The organism is Secundilactobacillus kimchicus JCM 15530, assembly GCF_001433995.1.
Lineage (GTDB): Bacteria > Bacillota > Bacilli > Lactobacillales > Lactobacillaceae > Secundilactobacillus > Secundilactobacillus kimchicus.
Genome location: NZ_AZCX01000002.1, coordinates 357314 through 378604, shown reverse-complemented (window position 1 = coordinate 378604; position 21291 = coordinate 357314). Strand labels below are relative to the sequence as shown.

17 protein-coding genes are annotated in these 21291 nt (G+C 46.8%); 3 read left to right on the top strand and 14 right to left on the bottom strand.

Translation table 11 applies throughout. The features are described 5' to 3' along the window. Positions 1 to 12: 12 nt before the first annotated feature. From pcrA to FC96_RS04255, 5 genes are all read right to left on the bottom strand, one after another. Positions 13 to 2265, bottom strand: coding sequence for a DNA helicase PcrA (gene pcrA, locus FC96_RS04275; protein ID WP_056942115.1), 2253 nt, complete (start codon positions 2263 to 2265; stop codon positions 13 to 15). 174 nt (positions 2266 to 2439) lie between these two features. Next, entirely contained in the window at positions 2440 to 3594 is a 1155-nt protein-coding gene (locus tag FC96_RS04270) for an ATP-grasp domain-containing protein (RefSeq protein WP_054659475.1), read from the bottom strand. A gap of 32 nt (positions 3595 to 3626) precedes the next feature. Then, entirely contained in the window at positions 3627 to 4169 is a 543-nt protein-coding gene (locus tag FC96_RS04265) for a DUF2179 domain-containing protein (protein ID WP_056942180.1), read from the bottom strand. A 24-nt stretch (positions 4170 to 4193) separates the two neighbouring features. Further along, positions 4194 to 4775 carry a xanthine phosphoribosyltransferase gene (locus FC96_RS04260; protein ID WP_056942114.1) on the bottom strand — a complete coding sequence of 194 codons (582 nt, stop codon included), beginning with the start codon at positions 4773 to 4775 and terminating at the stop codon, positions 4194 to 4196. Positions 4776 to 4871: 96 nt separating this feature from the next. Further along, positions 4872 to 5780 (bottom strand): 1,4-dihydroxy-2-naphthoate polyprenyltransferase, encoded by a 909-nt coding sequence (locus FC96_RS04255; protein ID WP_056942113.1) that lies wholly within the window; start codon positions 5778 to 5780, stop codon positions 4872 to 4874. Between the two features lie 114 nt (positions 5781 to 5894). Here FC96_RS04255 and FC96_RS04250 point away from each other — a divergent pair, with 114 nt between their 5' ends. Then, entirely contained in the window at positions 5895 to 6872 is a 978-nt protein-coding gene (locus tag FC96_RS04250) for a polyprenyl synthetase family protein (protein ID WP_056942112.1), read from the top strand. 64 nt (positions 6873 to 6936) lie between these two features. Here the strand turns inward: FC96_RS04250 and cydC are convergent, their stop codons facing one another. The 4 genes from cydC to FC96_RS04230 all read right to left on the bottom strand — a co-directional run bounded on the left by cydC (position 6937) and on the right by FC96_RS04230 (position 13005). After that, a complete protein-coding gene (cydC, locus tag FC96_RS04245) occupies positions 6937 to 8676 on the bottom strand; it encodes a thiol reductant ABC exporter subunit CydC (protein WP_056942111.1) in 1740 nt (579 codons plus the stop codon). Further along, complete coding sequence (cydD, locus tag FC96_RS04240; RefSeq protein WP_056942110.1) at positions 8673 to 10403, bottom strand: thiol reductant ABC exporter subunit CydD; 1731 nt, start codon at positions 10401 to 10403, stop codon at positions 8673 to 8675. The genes cydC and cydD overlap by 4 nt, the downstream gene beginning before the upstream one ends. A gap of 132 nt (positions 10404 to 10535) precedes the next feature. Then, complete coding sequence (cydB, locus tag FC96_RS04235) at positions 10536 to 11552, bottom strand: cytochrome d ubiquinol oxidase subunit II (protein WP_054659471.1); 1017 nt, start codon at positions 11550 to 11552, stop codon at positions 10536 to 10538. Beyond that, positions 11545 to 13005: a cytochrome ubiquinol oxidase subunit I gene (locus FC96_RS04230; protein WP_056942109.1), complete on the bottom strand. Its 1461-nt coding sequence runs from the start codon at positions 13003 to 13005 to the stop codon at positions 11545 to 11547. Before FC96_RS04230 ends, cydB begins: the two co-directional genes overlap by 8 nt. Positions 13006 to 13215: 210 nt before the next feature. On the opposite strand from FC96_RS04230, the gene FC96_RS04225 reads away from it, so the two are divergent. Continuing rightward, complete coding sequence (locus FC96_RS04225) at positions 13216 to 13434, top strand: hypothetical protein (protein ID WP_054659469.1); 219 nt, start codon at positions 13216 to 13218, stop codon at positions 13432 to 13434. 44 nt (positions 13435 to 13478) lie between these two features. Here FC96_RS04225 and FC96_RS04220 read toward each other — a convergent pair whose 3' ends face one another. From FC96_RS04220 to FC96_RS04200, 5 genes are all read right to left on the bottom strand, one after another. Beyond that, positions 13479 to 14549, bottom strand: coding sequence for a D-alanine--D-alanine ligase family protein (locus tag FC96_RS04220; RefSeq protein WP_056942108.1), 1071 nt, complete (start codon positions 14547 to 14549; stop codon positions 13479 to 13481). 80 nt (positions 14550 to 14629) lie between these two features. Then, entirely contained in the window at positions 14630 to 15217 is a 588-nt protein-coding gene (locus FC96_RS04215) for an ECF transporter S component (RefSeq protein ID WP_056942179.1), read from the bottom strand. A 164-nt stretch (positions 15218 to 15381) separates the two neighbouring features. After that, a complete protein-coding gene (locus FC96_RS04210) occupies positions 15382 to 16482 on the bottom strand; it encodes a glycerol dehydrogenase (protein ID WP_056942107.1) in 1101 nt (366 codons plus the stop codon). A gap of 57 nt (positions 16483 to 16539) precedes the next feature. After that, the gene (locus tag FC96_RS04205; protein WP_252192350.1) at positions 16540 to 17520 is read right to left on the bottom strand and encodes an ROK family protein; all 981 of its coding nucleotides are present in this window, start codon (positions 17518 to 17520) and stop codon (positions 16540 to 16542) included. 172 nt (positions 17521 to 17692) lie between these two features. Then, a complete protein-coding gene (locus tag FC96_RS04200; RefSeq protein WP_082593307.1) occupies positions 17693 to 19729 on the bottom strand; it encodes a heavy metal translocating P-type ATPase in 2037 nt (678 codons plus the stop codon). A 548-nt stretch (positions 19730 to 20277) separates the two neighbouring features. Between FC96_RS04200 and FC96_RS04195 the strand changes: the two genes are divergently transcribed. Then, positions 20278 to 21273, top strand: a complete 996-nt coding sequence (locus tag FC96_RS04195) for a ketopantoate reductase family protein (RefSeq protein ID WP_056942104.1) — start codon at positions 20278 to 20280, stop codon at positions 21271 to 21273. The last annotated feature ends 18 nt before the right edge of the window (positions 21274 to 21291 follow it).

The following is a 21291-nucleotide window of genomic DNA, read 5'->3' as shown; positions in this document are numbered from 1 at the left end:
GTCATCCTCCGTTTATACTTCGACTCGTGTGATAGGGGCAAACGCTGCTAAAAGCCGTTTGACGCCCTCCTTTGGAAATGCAATGTCTAGTTCGGTATCTTCACCCGTTCCGCTAACTTTCACAACCGTCCCAATGCCCCACTTTTTGTGGCTGACTTTATCACCGGATTGCCAACGGACCTTTTCCGCGCCAGTCCCCGACACGGTTGAGACGGTCGATTTTGTGCCCCGTGGTTGGTAAGTCGTCGCTGTCGCCGATGCCGTTCGCCGATCAAATGGCGTTTTGAGCGTTTCTTGCTTCTGACCACCACTCTGCTGGTTCAAACTGTGAATCAGGCTGGCATCGATTTCGTCAATAAACCGTGATTCTGGATTACGTTGGACCCGACCATATAGCATCCGTGAAAAGGCATTGGTCATAAATAACCGTTTTTGGGCTCGGGTAATCCCAACGTACGCTAACCGCCGCTCTTCCTCTAATTCGTCACTTTCAGCAGCGGCTCGACTGAGTGGGAAAATACCTTCTTCTAATCCAATCAAATAGACGACTGGAAATTCCAACCCCTTAGCAGCATGAAGGGTCATCAACGTCACTTGTGCTGGATTTTCGTCAACGTCATCCTGATCAGAAACGAGGGCTAAATCAGCCAAAAAATCCACAACTCGGTTGTTTGAATCACTCTCTTCGACATCGTAGTGGTCGTCAAACTGCTTGGTGACAGACAAAAATTCCTCAATGTTTTCAATTCGGGTTTCGGCTTCTAAACTGCGCGAAGCCTTTAAGTTCGCCATGTAACCAGTCGTATCTAATATCTGTTCGGCCAACTCAGTAACTGTACTGTGAGCCGCCACTTCTTGAAGTTTATCAATTGTCGTCGCAAACCCACTGATGGCCCCACGAGCACGCCCTGAAATCTCGTTGGCCACGTCAACGTTCTTGGCAGCATCAAGTTCTGACCAGCCATTTTCGTCGGCAAACCCGCGGAGCTTTTCAAGACTCCCCGAACCGATCCCTCGTTTGGGCTCATTGATCACCCGTTCAAGACTAATTGCATCGGCAGGGTTAGCAATGAGCGTTAAGTATGCGAGTAGATCCCGGATTTCTTTTCGGTCGTAGAATTTGTGCCCACCCACGATCGTATACGGGACATTAGCTTTAACGAGCGTTTCTTCCATGACCCGAGATTGCGCGTTAGTTCGGTACAGAATGGCAAAATCCCCGTAACCGAAATGCTGGGATTGCATCAATTCCTGAATTGAACTCACGACAAACCTGGCCTCGTCATTTTCATTTTGACCGCGGTAATACGAAATCTGCGGACCATCATTGTTTTCGGTCCAAAGGTTTTTATCCCGGCGGTACGAGTTATTTTGAATCACTTGATTGGCCGCATCCAAAATGGTTTTGGTTGACCGATAGTTTTGTTCAAGCATGGTCACGTGAGCGTCCGGATAATCCCGTTCAAAGTTCATGATGTTTTCCATGTTGGCACCCCGCCAACCATAAATACTCTGATCGGCATCCCCAACAACGCACAGGTTTCGGTTTTTCTTAGCTAACATGTTAACCAACGTGTATTGCGCATCGTTAGTATCCTGGTATTCGTCCACATGAATGTACTGAAACTTATCTTGGTATTGTTCCAACACACTTGGTTCCTGCTGAAAGAGTTGGATGGTCAACATAATCAGATCATCAAAGTCCATGGCCTGATTTCGCTGTAACCCCTGTTGGTAAGCCTCATAGGCCTTAGCAGTGATATCTTCAAATAATGAGCCTGCTGATTCTGCAAGTGCCTTAGGCGTTTTGAGATCATTTTTGGCTGATGAAATTGCACTTAAAATGGCTCGCGGTTCAAACTTTTTGGAGTCGACATTCAACTCTGCCAAGACCCGCTTCATAAGTGTTCGTTGATCCCCAGTATCAGCAATGGTGAACGCCCGATTATACCCGATTTTATCAGCATGCTGGCGTAGAATACGCACACAGAGCGCATGGAAAGTCGAGGCCCAGACATCGTTTCCTTCGGGACCGAGCAGTTTCACGATTCGCTCACGCATCTCCCGGGCAGCCTTATTGGTAAAAGTGATGGCTAAAACGTGCCAGGGCATGACCCCTTTTTCTATTAGATAGGCAATCCGGTGAGTTAACACCCGCGTCTTACCGCTTCCGGCGCCAGCCATGATCAATAGTGGCCCCTCGGTCTGTAACACGGCCTCTTGTTGTTTGTTATTGAGTGATGACAGTAAGCTATTTTCAGCCAAGTGAACTCCAATCCTCTCTATCTCATAATCGTCTCTAATTATAGCAAAAATCCCACCGACTTGCGTCCATCAATGAGAACGTTTGTTTTTTCTTAAGTAGCTGTTTGTTTGCTAGTTGACCGCGCAAAAATGGTCGGTGAACCCGGCTCACCGACCATTTTAAACAATTAACGACTAGGCTTCAGCGTCCGTTTCTGACCGCCAAATCCCCGTATCTTCAAGTTGATCAATTAGTTTTGCAACGTTAGGCCCCTGTAAGATAACGTTCCCAGCTGGCCGCTTGCCCGTTGGTAGGTTCCGAGGTGGCAACCGGTAGTATGTGAAGTGCCAGTTTGCTTTGAGCACCCATTGCGTCCGCAAAGCACCAAGTTGACTCTCATTAAAAATTCCCATTGCTGTAGGTAATGTTATGTTGGGCTCACTTAGGGGTAACCCGGCGACTGCTCGCAAGTGCTGTTCGTACTGGGTAACTGTCGTGGCCCGATCAAAAATCCGGCCTGCTGGGCCAAAGGTCGGAACGATTTGTTTGACGTACAAACTACCTGCGTCGGTAATCATAAAGTCAATTTCAAAAACCCCGACATATTCGATGTTAGCCACCACTTCTCGACAAATGCGCTCCAGTTCGATCGTGACCTCCGGATCCAGTTGAATCGGCGTGTAAGCCCACTGAATCTGGTCCCCTTCCCGCACAACGCCAACTGGTGGAAACAGCTTAAAATCGCCATCTGCTGTCCGAACAACGGTCATGGCCAACTCGCGCTGATAACTGACCAGAGACTCTAAAATATAGGTCCCCCAATCCGTTAACCCGTTAGCTTTCGCAATGTCCGTTTGGGTGTTAATAATTAACTCTTCACCGTGCTCCAAATCCTTTTGAATCGGCTTCAACACACTCGGATAACCAATTGAGTTAATGGCTTGATAGACGTCATCCAGGCTCACAATTGTTGCGTAAGGGGGAATGTTGACGTTCAATTGCTCATAAAATGCCCGTTCCAGTAACCGATCTTGCATCATCATCTGGAAATCCGAGCCCTGCGGCACCCGCGTGTACTGTTTAATAGTCTCAATCACACCCGCATTTAGATGTTCTGAGGCGATAATGACCATGTCACAACTCTGTGAAAAATCTTGTAGCCGTTGGGCGTCAGAATACTCACCAACAAACCTAAAATCAGCAAGCTGTAGCATCGGACTCGTTTCGTCCGGCCCGTATGCGCCGACCTGAAAGCCAGCTCGACGGGCTGCCGTCACGATCATCGGTCCATTTTCACTATCACCGATAATGCCCACGGTTTCACCCGGATATAAAATTTCATCGTCCAATCCGCTCACTACCTTCTTCAAATTATGTGGGGTTAACGGCGCTTAAACCGGCTATTACGAACCCGTTTAACCCAAAATCCGCCCGATATATACTTCGGTTCATACGTAATAATAAAGGCCTTCGGTTCTGCTTCGTTAACTAACGCATAGAGTTTTCGCTCCTGATTACGAGGGGTTAAGATGTCCAAAACCAACCGTTCCCCTTCCCAGCCCTCAGCTAAACTCTGGGTGACACCAAAAGCGTTTTCTCGTAATAATTTAGGCAGTTCCGTATCCGTACTTGGTAAAATCACCGTTGCCATAATGTAGCCCAGCGCCAGTTTATCTTCGACCCAAATACCAACCCGGACGCCAACGCCATACCCGAGAGCATAAGCCATAACGTTCAACACGTTATCTAGTCGGTTCAACACTAGGGCCAACCCAACAACGTAAACCGTGATTTCAATCACACTCAAGACCGGGGCTAAATTCCGAAACCCCTTCATCGTCAGCATAAACCGAATGGTATTTAGTGTAATATAAATAAAATTAATGCAAAAAATCAGTAATAGCGTCGGCACATCAATCGTCATTGTCATGTTAACGCCTCCCGGTTTCTACTCGTCTTCAGTCACAAACGTCACCTGATTATCGTCTAACGAAGCAATCCGGGCAAGTGATTCCAGCCGAACTCCGGCGTCTAAGACCATTTGATGGCCTTTTTGGAAACTTTTTTCAATCACGATCCCAACACCAGCTACTGCCACATGCGCACTCTTAGCAATTTCTAACATCCCTTGAACGGCTTGACCATTGGCCAAAAAGTCATCAATGATCAACACCTTATCATCTGGCGCAATAAACCGCTTATCGATACTAATGTCATTGTTGACCTGCTTGGTGTAAGAATACACCGTGGCGGTGTACAAATTGTCCGTCAACGTCAATGATCTGTGCTTACGGGCAAAAACCACCGGAACATCCATCTGTAAGCCTGTCATTAAAGCTGGCGCGATCCCTGATGATTCAACAGTGAGGACCTTAGTCACGCCCTCCTTTTCAAACAATCGCTTAAACTCACCACCCAGCGCATACATGAGGTTCGGGTCAATCTGATGATTCAAAAAATTATCTACTTTCAATACGTTACCTGGTAAAACAGTTCCGTCACGCTTAATCCGATCCTCTAACAACTTCATGGATGAATGGCCTCCTAGAGATTTCTTTCTTCAAAAATGGTTATTCCTAGTTTACCCGAAACCCCTTATCTTTTTCAATGGTTAAGAAACCTTCTCCTAATTAAAGACCATCCCAAGAACCCCACTAATAATACTGAATAATGCAATAACAAGGGCGTTTTGGACTGCATATTTAAACGTTTCTTTCTTGACTTGTTTGGCCAAAAAATACCGTGTATTTTTCAAGACAATCGGTGCACTCAACAAAACCAGTAAACTAAACCAAGGGAGCAGGTGAAGCACCACGCTGACAATCAAGCAACCGTAGCCTAAAACATAGCTCCAGCTAAAGACCTTCAACATGGCGGGCTTTCCAACATAGTAAACGATCGTTTTACGCTTTAATAAGCGGTCCTCATCAGCGTCACTTAAATTATTAGCCAGCATAATGTTGCTGATGGCAAAAACCGCCAACCCCGACACCAACAACACTTGCCAAAAGACTGTCCAAGTTAACGTTTGATTAGCCGGTAGGTTCAGATAAACCGTAATTAAGCAAATGACAAACCCCATCGTAAGGCCCGACGTGACCTCACCAAACGGCGTGGTTGAAATGGGCCGTGGCCCAGCTGCGTAAAAATAACCGACAGCAAAACAAAACATCCCCATTACCAAAAGTGGCCAGCCTGTCAGTGCCACCATTACGATTCCAATCAGTGCGGCGGTCCCGGCAAACAAAATAATTAACCACCGAATTAATCCCAGACTTAAATGGTGAACACCGATGATGTTAGTTTGTTGTTTCCATTCGTCCGCTTCAGCGGTGGCATGCCGATAATCCGAATAATTATCATGAGCGTCAACTGCCATGTTAAATAACAACATGGCGACAAAAAAAAGCCCCATCAACGGCCAATTGACATGGTGAAAAACTGTATTTGCATAAAACAAGCCCATAAAAAACGGGAATACGGAGGCAATCTTGGCCTTCGCTTCCACTAGTTCTAAAAAAACTGACACTGACATGCCTAATTTCCCTCCAAATAATCTCATAAACAGCGTGTCATGAATTGACATCCGCGCCATGAATTTGTATCTTAATCTAAGAGTCTTTACTATTTCTTAACCTTGAGGTGCATGATGGTTCATCAACTTTGGCGACAATTTCCGAAAGTGCAACGACAGCTTCTTTTACTTCAGCCCTACTTATTAAAAGCGGCTGCATTACCGAATCAACCCATCCATACTAAGATTTTAGAACTATTGAAATCCGGAGGCAAGCTCCTACGGCCCGGTTTCTTTTATTTGTTCAGTGAATTTGGTGATGCTAAAAACACCAAGCACTTGCGCGCCGGGGCTGCCGCCGTTGAACTCCTCCATTTGGCGACCCTGATTCACGACGACGTGATCGACGACTCACCGCTTCGCCGTGGTGTTAAAACCATTCATACCGAATATGGCCAGCGAAATGCCATTTATGCTGGCGATTATTTGTTTACGTGTTATTTCAATCAAGTGATGCTGTCGACTGATGATCAAGCCATCTTCCGGGAACACGTTTCAAGCATGCAACAAATTCTGGTCGGCGAATTAGATCAAATGGCCTTAAACTTTCGTCAGGACGCCACTCAAACTGATTATTTTCACGAAATTACGGGTAAAACCGCCGTCTTATTTGAATTAGCTTGTAAACAGGGCGCCGTGTTGGCTAATAGCCCCGAGAGCGTTCAGAAGCTGGCGCCCCAAATTGGCCGAAAAATTGGCCAGGCCTATCAGGTTCTGGACGATATTTTAGACTATGCGGGGGACACCGCCAAAACGCAAAAACCGGTCTTAGAAGACTTAAAGAGTGGGGTGTACTCACTTCCCTTACTTATGGCGCTAAGTCACAACCAGACGGTTTTTAAGCCACTCTTAGACAAGCGAGAACACATGAGTGATGAGGACGTCTTAACTGTGCGCCGGCTCGTCTTAGCTAATCAAGGCATCACTGATGCTCAAGCCATTTCAACCCAGTTAACGGCAGAAGCCCAAGCGTTGATTGCCCAACTACCCGCCTCTAAAGCCCGGGATAACATTGCCCAGCTCACGAATTGGTTACTCACTAGAAACCAATAAAGCGACTTAAAAACCAGCCGACACCCACTAATATGGGCGTCTGGCTGGTTTTTTATTGGTCATTTTAATGACCCCGATCGAGATCGTAAAGTTGCTTAAAACGCGGCTCTGTGGCGTATAGGTCAGCTGGTGTTCCTTGCATATCGAACTGACCAGCCTCCAAAAAACGCACTTCGTCTACGTGGTTGATCCCTGCCAAATGGTGGGTCACCCAGATAATGGTCTTGTCGTGAAGCACTTCAAACAACGTATCCAACAGTTGTCGCTCCGTAATTGGATCCAAACTAACGGTGGGTTCGTCCAAGATGATAACGGGCGCATCCTGAAGTAAAATGCGAGCCAGTGACAGCCGTTGCCGCTCACCACCGGAAAAGCGGGCCCCTGCTTCCTGGACTTCTGTATCATAGCCGTTAGGTAACGATTCAATTAACGGTTTCAAAGCGACGGCTTCAATGGCCTGTTTAACCTCAGCATCCGTTGCATTTAAATTTCCCAGTCGAACATTGTTCATCACCGTGGTGTCAAACAAGTAGGGTTGTTGATCTAACACGCCAAATAAGTTGGCCCGCTCGTCTTGAAGCGATGCAATGTCGATCCCGTTAACTTGAACGTGCCCTTTTGTTGGTCGTTCATCACCAAGAATTAGCTTTAAAAGCGTACTCTTCCCCGTTCCACTAGGGCCTAATAACGCCAGCTTTTCGCCAGCTTTAACGGTTAATGATACATCCTGCAAAACAGCGGATTCTTCACCCTTATAAGCAAAAGATAAATCCTCGATTGCTAGGGTCTCAAAGGTCGTTGGTAACGACTGTTGCGGCGTTTGTGTTACTGGCGCGTGACTGAGGTGATTAACTCGATCGATGGATTGTTGATAAACGGGCCATTCGCTAGCCCCCTGACTAATTTCTAGAAACGGATCAACAACCGGAAACAGCGCCAATACAAAGGCAGCCACCCAGTTAGCAGCCATCTTTGAACCAGTAAACGCCATTCCTGCCCAGATGAGGAGCGCAACCACTGCAGCCAAGAAAAAGACTTGAACCCAAAAGCCCCGCCACCATTGGAAAAAATGATCTTTACGGCGGAGATTCGCAATTTCTTTGATGGGCTTTTCTTGAAGCGCCATAAAGTCATCGTGGCGGCCAGAAATCACCCAGTCTGACAAGCCTAACACTTCATCAGTTAAATTTGTATAAAACGCATGTTGAATTTGGCGCTGCTGAAACTCGCGCGCGCCGTTAACACTGACTGATATCAACGGCATTAAGACCACGATAACGCCAAGGAGCAATAGCATTAATACCCCTGTCTGCCAGCTAAAAACACCAACGCCAATGATGACGACAAGGTACAATAGCCACCCAATGACAATGGGAAACACGGTTCTTAAATATAAATTCTCAATGTGGTCAATATCATCGGCCAGGATACTTAACAGATCCCCGGTCTGGTGTGACTGGTGAATGGCGACCGCTTTTTGTTCAACCGTCTCATAAAGTTTTTTTCGAAAGTCAGAAACGATTTTAAGCACCCAGTTATGACTCGTTAGGCGTTCGGCGTAACGAAACGTTGGCCGAGCAATCCCAAACGCCCGAGCCAGCACCACGGGCACGTAAATATAGATCATTGCGTCGGGCCGCCGAGCTGCTTCACTAATTAGGTACCCCGAGTTAAACATCAGCGCCCCAGCTGAAAAGAAGGTCATCAAACCAAGAAATAAGACCAGGGTCAACAGCCATTTATATTTCCTTAAATACGGCATAACCCACGTGTCGTGGGCGAATGTGGCTCTAATTGATTTCATAGACCCAATCCCTCCATTTCCGATCGAAGCTTTGTATATGCGCCATTTTTCTGAGCAAGTTCGCTTGGTGTCCCCTGTTCAACCAACTGACCATGATCCATAACCAGCACGTAGTCCATTTCCCCAATCCAGTGCAGCCGATGGGTGGCAAAAAAGACCAAGTGATCGGTCAGTGCGGGCAAGATATCGCGTTTTAAAGCTGCTTCAGTTTCGATGTCTAAATGGGCCGTTGGTTCGTCAAAAAGCAACACCTTTCGGCTATCATCCAAAAACGCTCTGGCTAATGCAATCCGCTGGGCTTGACCGCCACTCACACCACGGGCGCCTTCCCCGATAACCGTGGCTAATCCATCAGGCAGTGTTGCTATCCAATCCGTCAGACCGGCTCGTTCGCAGGCCCGTTCAATAGCCGAATCCGTGGCCGTCTTTTTATAAAATGCAATATTTTGCTTTAAAGTGGCATGGAACAAATACGGCTTTTGGGGAATATACAAGAAATTTTGCTGCCAGGTGGTTTGACTAAGGTGTGGTAAGGGTTGGCCGTTAATCATCACTTGCCCGGCAACATCTGGCGTCAAAAACCCACCAATTAGGTTAACCAGCGTTGACTTTCCAGAACCAGATGCACCAATAATCCCGATTTTTTGAAATCCGGTTGCTGTAAAACTGATGCCACTTAGCGCCGGTCGTTGGCCATTCGCATACGTAAAGGTCACCGATTCAAAGCGTAAGGTGGCCTTTTGGTCCCAGGTTAGGGCTGGTAAACTATCTTTTTGCTGTGTCACTGGCGTTTCTAAAACATCCAACACAGCCTGCATGGCATTTTTGCCGTCCAGAGTCGCATGGTAATCGTTAGCAAAATTACGAATTGGCATAAAATAGTCCGGCGCTAAGGTCAGAATGGTTAAAGCCGGCAGTAACAAGATTCGCCCGGCCATCAGGTCAAATCCCAAAAAGACCGCAATGACCGCAATGGACAGGGTCGTGAAAAAATCTAATGCAAAACTAGACGTTAGCGCAATCCGCAACGTCGCCATGGTCGATTTTCGATAGTCTTCACTCACCTGATAAACATTGTCAGCATACCGCTTTGATAGTCCCAGTTGTTTCAGCGTTGAAAGACCTCGTAGCGTATCCACAAAATTATTGCTCAAGCGCGTATACCCCGCGTATTGTCGGTCCGCTTTGTCTTGAGCAGCAAATCCCAAGATGACCATAAAAAGAATAATAAGGGGATAAATCACAAATAAAAACGCTGCTGATTTGAATTGCATAAAAGCGAGGTAGATCAAAATCAACCACGGCGTAATCGACATGTCCAAAATTTTAATCATAATCAGCATCAGGTACGTTTGCACTTTATCGATGCCTTCCAACGCCATGGTGACCATGTTCCCGGTCCCCTCTTTTTCAACTATTTCAGGTCCCAACTGAAATAATTTTTCCATTAAATCTTCGCGCATTTTACCAGTTGTCTTTTCAACAAACGGGAAAAAAGTTCGGTTTTGCCATACCGTCAGCAAATGACGCGCTAAAAAGCTTACCGCGAAAATGCCAGTCGGCACCGCAATTGTGGTCGGTGGCTTCAACTCCCACAAAGCCACAACAGCGACTGCTAACGACCGGGCTTGAATAATAATCATGACGGCTTGAATCGTGATCAAAACAGCTAGAATCGCTACTTTAGCCGTCATCCCCGTCATCTTGAATAATCGCCTATCTATCAAAAATACCCCTCCAAAGTCCCGTTTCCCTAATGATACCTCAAATTTCGGACCTATCGCTTGTAATTCCCTAAAAATGACTGCTGTGGCTAAAAAAACCTGCTTCGGGATTGCCGAAGCAGGTTTTCAACCACATTACGATTCAGCTTTTTGACTTGGTGATTTTAACCGTTTGTAAAAGACCCAATAACTCCAAATGAAGTAAATGAGAACAATTGGCAAAATTGTTAAGGTTAAAATGGTCATCAAGTGAAGCGTATAAGGCGTGCTAGACGCGTTTTTAATCAGAATTGAGTTAACGTTATTCACACCAATCATAACCCGTGGGAACAAACCGTTAAAGATTAAGACCACAACGCTAACCAGTGATAAGCCACTCGCTGCGAAGGCCATCCAATTATGCTTGCCATAAACACCCCACCATGCGATCAGCGTCAAAATAACTAACACAATCAAAATCGTCCAAGTGGAGGCTGCCTTACGCTCAAAGAAATCGGTCGTCACGAATAGTAAGACAACGAAGAGGACTTCACCAACAATTAAGAGCGGATACAATACTTTGTTCCACGATTGCGCCCGGTCTCGAATCTCACCAGTGGTTTTCAATTGCAGGAAGTTCATCCCGTGAATGAAACACATCAGTGTGACAGCGACGCCACCAACCAAAGAGAACCAGTTGACGTACGTTGTCAACGTCCCACTGATATCACCATTTGCGTTTAACGGGACGCCTTGAATCATACTTGTAAACATCATTCCAAATAGAAAGGCCGCGCAGAAACTCCCAATTGTTGCCGCCCATTCCCAGAAATTACGCCATTGCACCGTCTTCATGTTAGCTCGGAATTCGAAGGAGACCCCCCGAAAAATCAAGGCTACTAAGATGAGGAACAAAACGATGTAGTAGCCCGAGAATAAGGAGGCATACCACATTGGAAAAGACGCGAACATTGCACCACCCGCGGTGATTAACCAAACTTCGTTGCCATCCCAGTGAGGACCAATCGTTTTAATAATCACGTCGCGTTCTGCCCGATCCTTTGCAAAGAACCGGATGGCCATGCCGACCCCAAAGTCAAACCCTTCAAGGAAGAAGAACCCGCTGAAGAGAACGCCAATCAGCAAAAACCATAGTAATTGTAAATTAGTCATGGTTGAATGCCCCCTTTGCGTATGGATCAACGGTGCTGGTTTCTTCAGCAGTATCCGTACTATAACCATTTGTTTCAACGTCATCCGGACCGGCTTTCAAGACGCGGTGAGATAGCACAATCATCACAAGTCCCAGGCCAGCGAACAACAGGAAGTAAACGATATTTGTAAACATTAAGGATCCCACCGTCGAGGTTGGTGATACGGCATCCGCAATCGTTAGTAAGCCATATACAACCCATGGGAACCGACCAAATTCAGTGATAAACCAGCCTGCCGTATTGGCAATAAATGGTAACCAAAGGCACAGGCCCATAATGTAAAGGAACCAGCGTTGCTTAATGATTGCCTCAAAGCGCCGTCGGTTGAAGAACAACCCGATGATGGCAATTAAAGCAAACAGCGCACCAGAGCCGGCCATCACCCGGAAACTCCAAAACAGCGTCTTCGTTGGCACGTAATAATCCGCGGCTTTGGAAGTCCCATACTTTTCTTTGAGTTCTTGATTAACGGCATTTGAACCTTTGATAACCGGACCGGTCAACTGGTGATAAGTCAAAATATTCAATACTTTTGGCACGTCAACGGACCAAGTTTCCTTATGGTTCTTAGTATCAAATCCACCGATGACTTTCCAGTCCCCATTCTTGTCAGAGTTATTGTATAACCCTTCCATAGCTGCAAATTTCATTGGTTGATTATTAACCAGGTACTTGGTTTGAACATCTCCAGACCAGATCGACCCAAGTGACGCAATTAACCCAATTGTGAGGGCGACGTTTAACGACTTTCGGTAAAAGTCCACATGGTCTTTTTTCAACAACCGCCATGCGGCCATTCCGGCCACGGCAAATGAAGCGGTAATCCCCGCCCCCATGATGACGTGCGGAAATTCATACCAGAGCTGTTGATTGGTAATAACTGCTTTGAAACTTGTCATCTCGACCCGACCAGTGTGAGCATTAAGTGCGTACCCAACCGGGTTTTGCATAAAGCTATTAGCAGCTAAGATCCAAAGAGCTGATAAACTCGACCCAATGGCCACTAGCCAAATAAATAAGGCGTGAATTCCCTTACTAAAGCGGCCCCACGTAAACATCCACATACCGATGAAGGTTGACTCCAAGAAGAAGGCTGCCAACGCTTCAATGGCCAGTGGTGCACCGAAAATATCCCCCATGAATCGTGAATACTCGGACCAGTTCATCCCGAACTGGAATTCTTGAATAATACCTGTTACAACCCCAACGGCGAAACTGTACAAGAAAATCTTGCCCCAAAAGATCGCCATCTTTTTATAGGTTTCATCCTTCTTAAAAACATAAAGCGTTTCCATTACTGCCACTACAAAAGCGAGGCCAATGGAAAACGGCACAAAGAAGAAATGAAACACGGTGGTCATTGCGAATTGAAATCGCGATAAGAATAAGACAGATAGACCAACGTTTAACATTTTATCCCCCCCAAATTAAAAATAATAATAGAACTGCTCACAACCACATTATATCGAGTGATAAGTGAACTTTCAATCAATTGCTGGAATAATTCTAAATAAATATTTAAAGAACACGGTTTCAGCGACACTTATTGAGATTAATCCATTGACATTCACCGCAAAATCAAGTAAATTACAATCTAATGTTCTAAATGGGAGATGAAAGTAATGAAGGTTGGCGACCAAGTTTCATTCAAGCTAGAGGGTCAAAACTACACCGGTTTTATCGACAAAGAATACCAAAATTCATTCATGATCACGTTCAAGAGTGATGACGTCGAAATCACTGACAAGTACCATGATCGCGTCGTTATTAATAAGAAGCAACTCAAGCTGATTAAAGCAGCACCTGAGACGGCTTCTGACGACTCAGCAACTGAAGAATAGTAATAAAAAAAAGTTAGCGAAAATTTCGCTAACTTTTTTATTATCTAAACTGATGCGCGCCGCAGCGCCTGACGTTTTAGCAAGTCAACCTTTCCCTGAACGATTGAGTCACACAAATCAGGGTAACTGATGCCAGCTGCTTCAGCTTCTTGCGGTAGCAGCGACAATGGTGTCATGCCCGGCAACGAATTCGCTTCAATGACAAATAACCCATCATCATTCCAGAAAAAGTCTACCCGGCCGTAGTTGCTCATCTTAAGCACTTTCATCGTTCGCTTGGCAATGGCTTGCATTTCGGCGTGAACATCCGCAGGAATATCAGGCGGTGTTTGGAACACCGTCGTACTGTCTGACTGGAATTTGTGCTCAAAATCGTACCATCCGTCGTTAACGGTAATTTCAATGGCTGGCATCGCCACCCCATTAACAACCCCTAACGAAAACTCACGACCCTTGATGAACTCTTCAATCAAGATCTCGTCATCAAATTGTAAAGCATCATCAATGGCTGGCCTTAACTGGTCTTCTTGGCGCACAATGTACGTTCCAACGCTAGATCCCCCGTTTGAAGGTTTCACAACTACTGGAAAGTCAAAGGGCAGGTCAACATCGCGGTCGTCGCCTTCGCGAACCGCAACAAAACGAGCCGTTTGAATGCCGTTAAACATCATAATTTGCTTGGAAATACTCTTATCCATCGCAACGCCAGACCCCAGGGTATCACTCCCCGTATACGCGATGTTGTTCAAGTCTAACACGGCTTGGACCTTACCGTTTTCACCGTCTTCGCCATGCAACCCGACGTACACGATGTCGGCCATTCCTGCGATTTTTAAAACGTTTGGTCCGAACAACTGGGTTCCTTCACCGGGCCGCATCGCATTGATCGCGTCATCCGTTAAAATCTCATCACTAATATTGAGATCCACCGTTTGCTGTTGATCAGTAAACAAATGAGCCAGTTCAGTTTCACTTAACCCTGGCAGTCCCAAAAACAAATCAGCCACGGCCACTTGGTGACCTTTCTCACGAAGCGCATTCGCCACTCTGGCGCTAGAAGACAGGGACACGTTTCGTTCGGTACTGCGTCCACCTGCTAACACAACGATCTTCATAGTACTTTTCCTCCGATTCTTTCTTAGAACCTTAAGTTTACCATGCAGTAAAAGCGGTTGCCATTAAAAACCCACTTTTTTTATTTTTTAGCGGTCAATCGACTCAGTGGATGGGCAATCAGTGGAACGACAATTGCAGTGAAAATCGCCTCCGGAATCCCGTTTGTCCCCATAATTCCAAGTAGGTATGGCATCAACGCAGAGATATTTAGGCGATCCAGAGGTAGCCAGCCAAGCGTGTACAAGCCCCACATGCCGCCGAGAACGAGCACCGTATTCGTCATGGCCCCTACCACACCAGCAAAAGCCATTGGCCATATTTTGCTCGTTTTCTTTTTTAACTGCCAATAAACAATTCCGGCAAAGACACCGACCAGAACCCTTGGTAAAACCGAAATTAGCGGGTTAACCAAGACGTAAATTGCAAGGGGACTGGTCGGCCACACAAAGGCCCGAATCCAATTGACAAGCCCCCAAACGAAGCCAACAAGGGCCCCCTCTTTGGGTCCGAGAACAACTGCCGTCACAACAACGGTAATTTGAATAATGGATAAACTAAACGGTCCAACTGGAATATAGCCCAAGAACGGAACAACCGATTGCACCAAAACAATCGCAATAAATAGCGAAAGCAAACTTAAACGATAAGCGTTACTGCGGGATTTGATAACGGTTCCCTCCTTCAAATCTTATTTCCGCAATTATAGCACAGGCTGCCCCACCACTTGCCGTTGACGCTAAAAAACGCAGCCAATCACCTTTAAACAACGCAAAAACGAAGACGAGCCTGACGTAACGGTCAAGTCCATCTTCGTTTTGATAGTGTTGTTCATTAACGTCCCTGATAGGCCCGGCTGTATGCGTCGGCGCCTTTCATGGCCGCGACAACGTCGTCAGCAGTGACCTCAAATGGCATTTCAGTCATCGTATCGTTTGGTTGCGTAGCTGCCTCTCCCACTGCGTGCAGGTCGTCATCTGTCACCGAAGGGATGTCAAGATCAGAAAAAGTGGTGGGTAGTCCCAAAGCAAGATCCAAGTCCAAGTAACGGTTAATCTCGGCCGTCGACCGACCCTCTAAAAATAGCTGGGTCAGTGTCCCAAAGGCCACTTTCTCACCATGTGTTTTGGCGTGAATCGGACCATTGAGCGCCGTCAACCCGTTATGGATGGCGTGAGCGGCTGCTAAACCACCACTTTCGAAGCCAACACCACTCATTAACGTATTCGCCTCAATGACCTTGTTCAGCGCATCTGTCACCACGTGCACCTTTGCAGCATCTAACGCTTGAACAGCATAGTTAAACAAGGTCTCTTCACACTTCTCAGCAATTGCGTTACCTACAAGTGTTTGCTTAGCACCCAACATCGTTTGCCCATCAGCCCGAGCAACTGCTTGCGCTTCAACGTTAGTGGCAAGTGCGTCTGCAATTCCTGAGGCTAATAAACGCACCGGTGCATTGGCCACGAGTTGCGTATCGACCAAAACGAGATCGGGATTTTTACTATAAAACCGGTACTTATCAAAGCTACCGTCCGCCGTATAAATAACAGACAGCCGTGAACATGGGGCGTCCGTGGAGGCCAAAGTTGGTAAAATTGCCACTGGTAGGCCCAAATTATCAGCAATGGCCTTGGCCGAATCCAATGTTTTCCCCCCGCCTAGACCGATAATAAAATCTGCATCAAATTCCGAGCCAATACTGGTTATCCGGTTAATTTCGGTCTCTGAAGCTTCCCCTTTAAAGGTTGTTTTTTTAACATCAAATTTAGATTGTTTTAAGTAATCAAGAAACTGGTTGCCAATAATGTTATACACAGTCGCATCGGCCATTAACACCGGCGTTTTTCCAAGCTTATGAAGCGATTCCGAACTTTGAAAGAGAATCCCTTTTCCCTGCTCATACGTTGAAGGACTGCCAAATATTTGTGTCATGATAAGACCTCCCAGATAGTTTAAATCACCAAGTTCATTTTATCACAATATTGTTTTTCACGCTTCCTCAGCCGATTCTTCCGCGAACCGTATTGCAGCCATGTACCCCGCCCCATAAGCACCAGCTTTACTGCCTAGTTTTGCGGCAACAATATCACAGTCCTGACGGGCCACTTTAAGTGAGTGACTCATCGCAATTTCAATAGCCGGTTTTAATAACCGATCGCCAGCTTGCGCGACGCCACCGCCCATCACAATTCGCTTGGGGTTATAGAGGTTGATGACATTTGCCAGGCCAAATCCCAACATTTCGGCCGTTTCCGTGTACACACGCTCAGCTAACAAATCGCCTTGATCATAAGCTTCGGAGACCATCTTGGGCGTGATGGCGTCAACGTCGCCAGCCACCCACTCAGTTAGCAAGCTAGACTCACCGGCTGCTAAATGATCGCGAACCGTCCAAATGATTCCCCGAGCCGAAACGTAACGGGCAAAACACCCCGAACTCCCACACGCACAAGGCCGGCCACCCTGACGGACCATGTTCATGTGACCGAGTTCAGCGGCGCTATTGCTATGACCATACAACATTTTGCCATCCACGATAGCCGCGGCACCCAGCCCGGTTCCCAATGTCACCATTACCACATTGTCCAGGCCGGTTGCTTGACCAAATTGCCACTCGCCATAAAGGTTGACCCGGACATCGTTATCAATATAAACTGGCAGGCCAAATTCTTGGGTGAGCCGCTGGACGACTGGCACGTTGTCCCAATTGGCAAAATTTGGTGAAAAAATCGAAATCCCGCGTTTAATATCCATTTGCCCCGGAACGCCAACTCCAATGGCGCTAATATCCGCCGGGGTGACGTTATTTTCAGTCATTAACCGCCTTAAGCCGTTAATCAAATTAGTCATCACCACTTCACTGTTCGTGAGTGATTCGGTCGGAACACTGCCCAGCCAAAGAGCTGTGAACTGGTCCGACAACAGGCCAAGTTTAATATTCGTACCGCCTAAATCCACACCAATGTACAATGACCTCACCTCCAGGTTAAAGCGCTTACTACCTTAATTTTATGAGATATTACCAAAAATATCAAAAAATTCTACCCCAGTGCTGCCAACCATCACTGATTGCGATAAAAATAATGGCCAGGTGCCTTGAAAGCGACCTGACCAAAGGATTAGCCTAGCTGATCAGTTGTTATTAAAGGTGCAAGGTCATCGCATTAATGGCAACAACCACGGTTGATAAGGACATTACAACGGCCCCAATTGCCGGACTTAAAACAAAGCCAATTCCGGCCAGAACACCTGCTGCCAAAGGAATTGCAACAACGTTATAGCCTGCTCCCCACCAGAGGTTTTGCACCATTTTTCGAGTCGTCGCCCGACCCAGACTCAAAAATTTTAAAATATCTTGTGGTTCACTCTTCACCAAGACGACATCGGCCGAATCAATGGCAACATCCGTGCCCGCGCCAATCGCGACACCAACATCTGCTCGAGCCAAGCTCGGGGCATCATTGATCCCGTCACCAACCATCATCACGTGATGGCCATCAGCCTGAAATTGTTGGACAACCGCGGCTTTATCAGCCGGTTTGAGGTTAGCTTGAACCTCAATTTGCCCCAGTTGCGCCGCCACTTTTTGAGCGGCTGGTTCGTTGTCGCCAGTCAACATGACTGGTTTTAGCCCCCGCTTGGTTAGTTCACTCACCAAGCGCTTTGAATCAGGCTTCAGCTTGTCACCTTGAGCGACGAGCCCGACAACCTGATCTTCCGTTACTAAAAAACTAACCGTGCTCCCTTGACCTGCCAATTCACTGAAACGTTTGCGATCAAAAGCAATTTGGTGGGTCGTTAAAAATTGGGCGGTCACAATTTGATATTCCCGTCCATCAAGTGTGCCCTTTAACCCCACTCCTGGAATCGTCGTGACGCTCTTTGCCGTTGGAATATCAAGATTTTGATTCTTAGCCGCCGTTAAAATGCCGGTAGCTAAGGGATGACTTGACGCTTGCTCCAGGCCAGCAAACAAGCGTAATACCGCCGGTTGCGACAAGCTATTTTCAAAACTAACCACGTGGTTTACTTGAAACACCCCAGCGGTCAGGGTCCCCGTTTTATCCATTAGGATCACATCAATCTTTTTAACCGCTTCAACCGCTTGCCGATTACGAATCAATAATCCATTGGCCGCAGCCAACGATGTGCTTCTTGCCACCACAAGCGGGATTGCCAGCCCCAATGCGTGAGGACAAGCAATGACTAAAACCGTGACCATGCGTGTCAACGCAGTATTTAAGCCGGCAATGCCTAGCCAGATGAAAAAGGCGATAACCCCTACAGATACTGCCGCATAGAATAACCATCGTGATACCCGGTCGGCCATCGTCTCAGCCTTAGACTTCTCGGCTTGAGCCTGACTGACAAGGTTGGCAACCTGGGCCAAATACCCCGTCTCGCCAGTTCCGGTTACTTTGACTGTCAGACTGCCATCCCCGTTGACCGCGCCACCAATGACTTGATCACCAGTGGTTTTAACGATTGCCTTGGACTCTCCAGTCACTAACGCTTCATTGACTGCACTTTCGCCGCTGAGCACCTGACCATCAGCGGGAATTTTTTCGCCAGCTCGAACAAGGACCGTTTGACCCTCTTTGAGCTCAGCCACCGCGATATCTGAGACTGTCCCCGCTTCAGCCACCACGTGGGCTGTTCCGGGAAGCAGTGCGGCCATTTTTTCCAACACATTACCGGCATTCATCACCGCGTTCATTTCAATCCAGTGGCCCAATAACATAATGACAATCAAGCTGGCCAGTTCCCAGAAGAAATCCATAACGGGGGCACTTGATGCGATAAAATGATTCATGATGAACGCGTATAAACTGTAAATATAGGCCACCGAGATTCCCATGGCAATTAACGTCATCATTGCAGGGTTTCTGTCCTTTAACTCCTGCTTAGTGCCACTTAAAAATGGTTGACCCCCGTAAAAATACAAAAAGCTAGATAACCCTAGGACCAGCCAATCAGACCCGGGAAAAGTCGTTTGAAAAGGTAAGTTTAGCCCCATAAACGGCGACAAAATAAACACTGGGACGGCAGCAATTAGCGCGACCCAAAATCGCCGTTTCATGTTCCCCATATGGGCCATGCTGCCCATTCCATCTGACGTCGTCTTGCTTTGGCTATGCGCCATTTGATGCGTCACCGTCTGATCAGTCATACCGTGCATATCATGCATGCCCATTCCTCCTCGCCTAGTGAAACCTTGATTGCAGTTCACAGTGGTTTACAACTGTCACTTTGGTTTAAGTGTAGCCGGCTAGTGGCGTGAAAGTCAAAACCTTTGCTTGTTTGAAATGCTACTGTGAAATTCTATCAACGCGGTAACACCGCGCTAACTTCTCATTCGATGAAAATTAAATTAAAAACAGTTGACACATTCTCATCTATGGGGTTATCCTACATTCATTAACTAAATCCGATTAACTGAATGGATTGGCGGAGTCGCTAAATAGCTTTACTTAGAGAGTGTCGGCTTGGTGAAACGACATTAAAACTATCTGGCAAAAGGCTATTCCAATGACAGGGTTACTTTTCGAGGTAACCTGGGTGCACCCACTATCGTGCCACGTATCGCAATTAATTTGCCGTACGGATTGAGGGGAATTTTGCAAAAAATTCTCAAACTAAGGTGGTACCACGTCTAAAACGTCCTTTGGTCTAATGACCAAGGGACGTTTTTTTCGGATTTAGCCCAAACTTGAAGGAGTGAGTCGTATGAAATACGGAATTATTGGAGCCGGGGCAATGGGCATTCGCTACGGCGTCATGTTGCAAGAAAACGCGGGCGTCACGGTCGACTTTATCGAAACTTGGGAACCCAACGTCGTCAAAATTCGGGAACAAGGTGGCGTCAGTGTGGCTCGCGATCATGAGAACCGCCAAATTATTCCCATTAACGTTTATTCACCTGAAGCATACAGCGGCCATCCCGATGTTTGGATTATTTTTAAAAAGCAAATGCAATTAGCTGACGAACTCGAACGCGATAATAAAGCCGGTCTATTTTCCGACGACCAGTATGTTTTTAGTGCAATGAATGGCATGGGCCACTTCGAAAAAATCGCCCAGTATTTTCCGAGCGATCGCATTATCTGCGGTACAGCCATGATTGCCACTAGAATGGACGGGCCGGCTAACGTTGATTTTATGGGCGCCGAGGGAACTGAAAACATGCACATGGCGCGTTACACAAACGCCGAACCCGACGCCACTGTTCAAGCCGTTTTCGACGACTTTACAACCGCCAAATTGGGGCCGGAATTTGCGCCGGACTGGCAAGGAATGTGTATGTCTAAGGTTGTTTTCAACGCCGTGACCAACACATTATGTACCATGTTTGAAATGCAAATGGGCCAGTTCATTGAATACGACGGTGTCCGCGCCATGTCGGCGCAACTCTTTGACGAAGTATTTGATGCCTGTGAACGGGCGGGCATTTACCTCATTGAAACCCGTCAAGAAGAAATTGACTCGGTTATTACCGTCTCAAAAGCCTATCGGTATCACTATCCATCCATGTACCAAGATTTCTCCAAGGGGCGTCCAACCGAAGTCGATTACATTAATGGCTACATCGCCAAACTTGGTCGCGAACATGATTACGTATGTCGAACCCACGAATTTGTTGTGCACGAAGTCCATATGGCCGAAATGATGCGCCAATACCATCAGCCCCAAACCGACAATACAACGGCAACAATCAACGCTTAGTAAGTAAAGGAGTGTCCA

What these genes read in the sequence shown, in the direction of transcription:
- FC96_RS04265 (WP_056942180.1), bottom strand. Translation starts at nt 4,169, where the DNA reads ATGACGATTGATGTGCCGACGCTATTACTGATTTTTTGCATTAATTTT.
- FC96_RS04260 (WP_056942114.1), bottom strand. Translation starts at nt 4,775, where the DNA reads ATGAAGTTGTTAGAGGATCGGATTAAGCGTGACGGAACTGTTTTACCA.
- FC96_RS04255 (WP_056942113.1), bottom strand. Translation starts at nt 5,780, where the DNA reads ATGTCAGTGTCAGTTTTTTTAGAACTAGTGGAAGCGAAGGCCAAGATT.
- FC96_RS04250 (WP_056942112.1), top strand. Translation starts at nt 5,895, where the DNA reads ATGGTTCATCAACTTTGGCGACAATTTCCGAAAGTGCAACGACAGCTT.
- cydC (WP_056942111.1), bottom strand. Translation starts at nt 8,676, where the DNA reads ATGAAATCAATTAGAGCCACATTCGCCCACGACACGTGGGTTATGCCG.
- cydB (WP_054659471.1), bottom strand. Translation starts at nt 11,552, where the DNA reads ATGACTAATTTACAATTACTATGGTTTTTGCTGATTGGCGTTCTCTTC.
- FC96_RS04230 (WP_056942109.1), bottom strand. Translation starts at nt 13,005, where the DNA reads ATGTTAAACGTTGGTCTATCTGTCTTATTCTTATCGCGATTTCAATTC.
- FC96_RS04225 (WP_054659469.1), top strand. Translation starts at nt 13,216, where the DNA reads ATGAAGGTTGGCGACCAAGTTTCATTCAAGCTAGAGGGTCAAAACTAC.
- FC96_RS04220 (WP_056942108.1), bottom strand. Translation starts at nt 14,549, where the DNA reads ATGAAGATCGTTGTGTTAGCAGGTGGACGCAGTACCGAACGAAACGTG.
- FC96_RS04210 (WP_056942107.1), bottom strand. Translation starts at nt 16,482, where the DNA reads ATGACACAAATATTTGGCAGTCCTTCAACGTATGAGCAGGGAAAAGGG.
- FC96_RS04200 (WP_082593307.1), bottom strand. Translation starts at nt 19,729, where the DNA reads ATGCACGGTATGACTGATCAGACGGTGACGCATCAAATGGCGCATAGC.
- FC96_RS04195 (WP_056942104.1), top strand. Translation starts at nt 20,278, where the DNA reads ATGAAATACGGAATTATTGGAGCCGGGGCAATGGGCATTCGCTACGGC.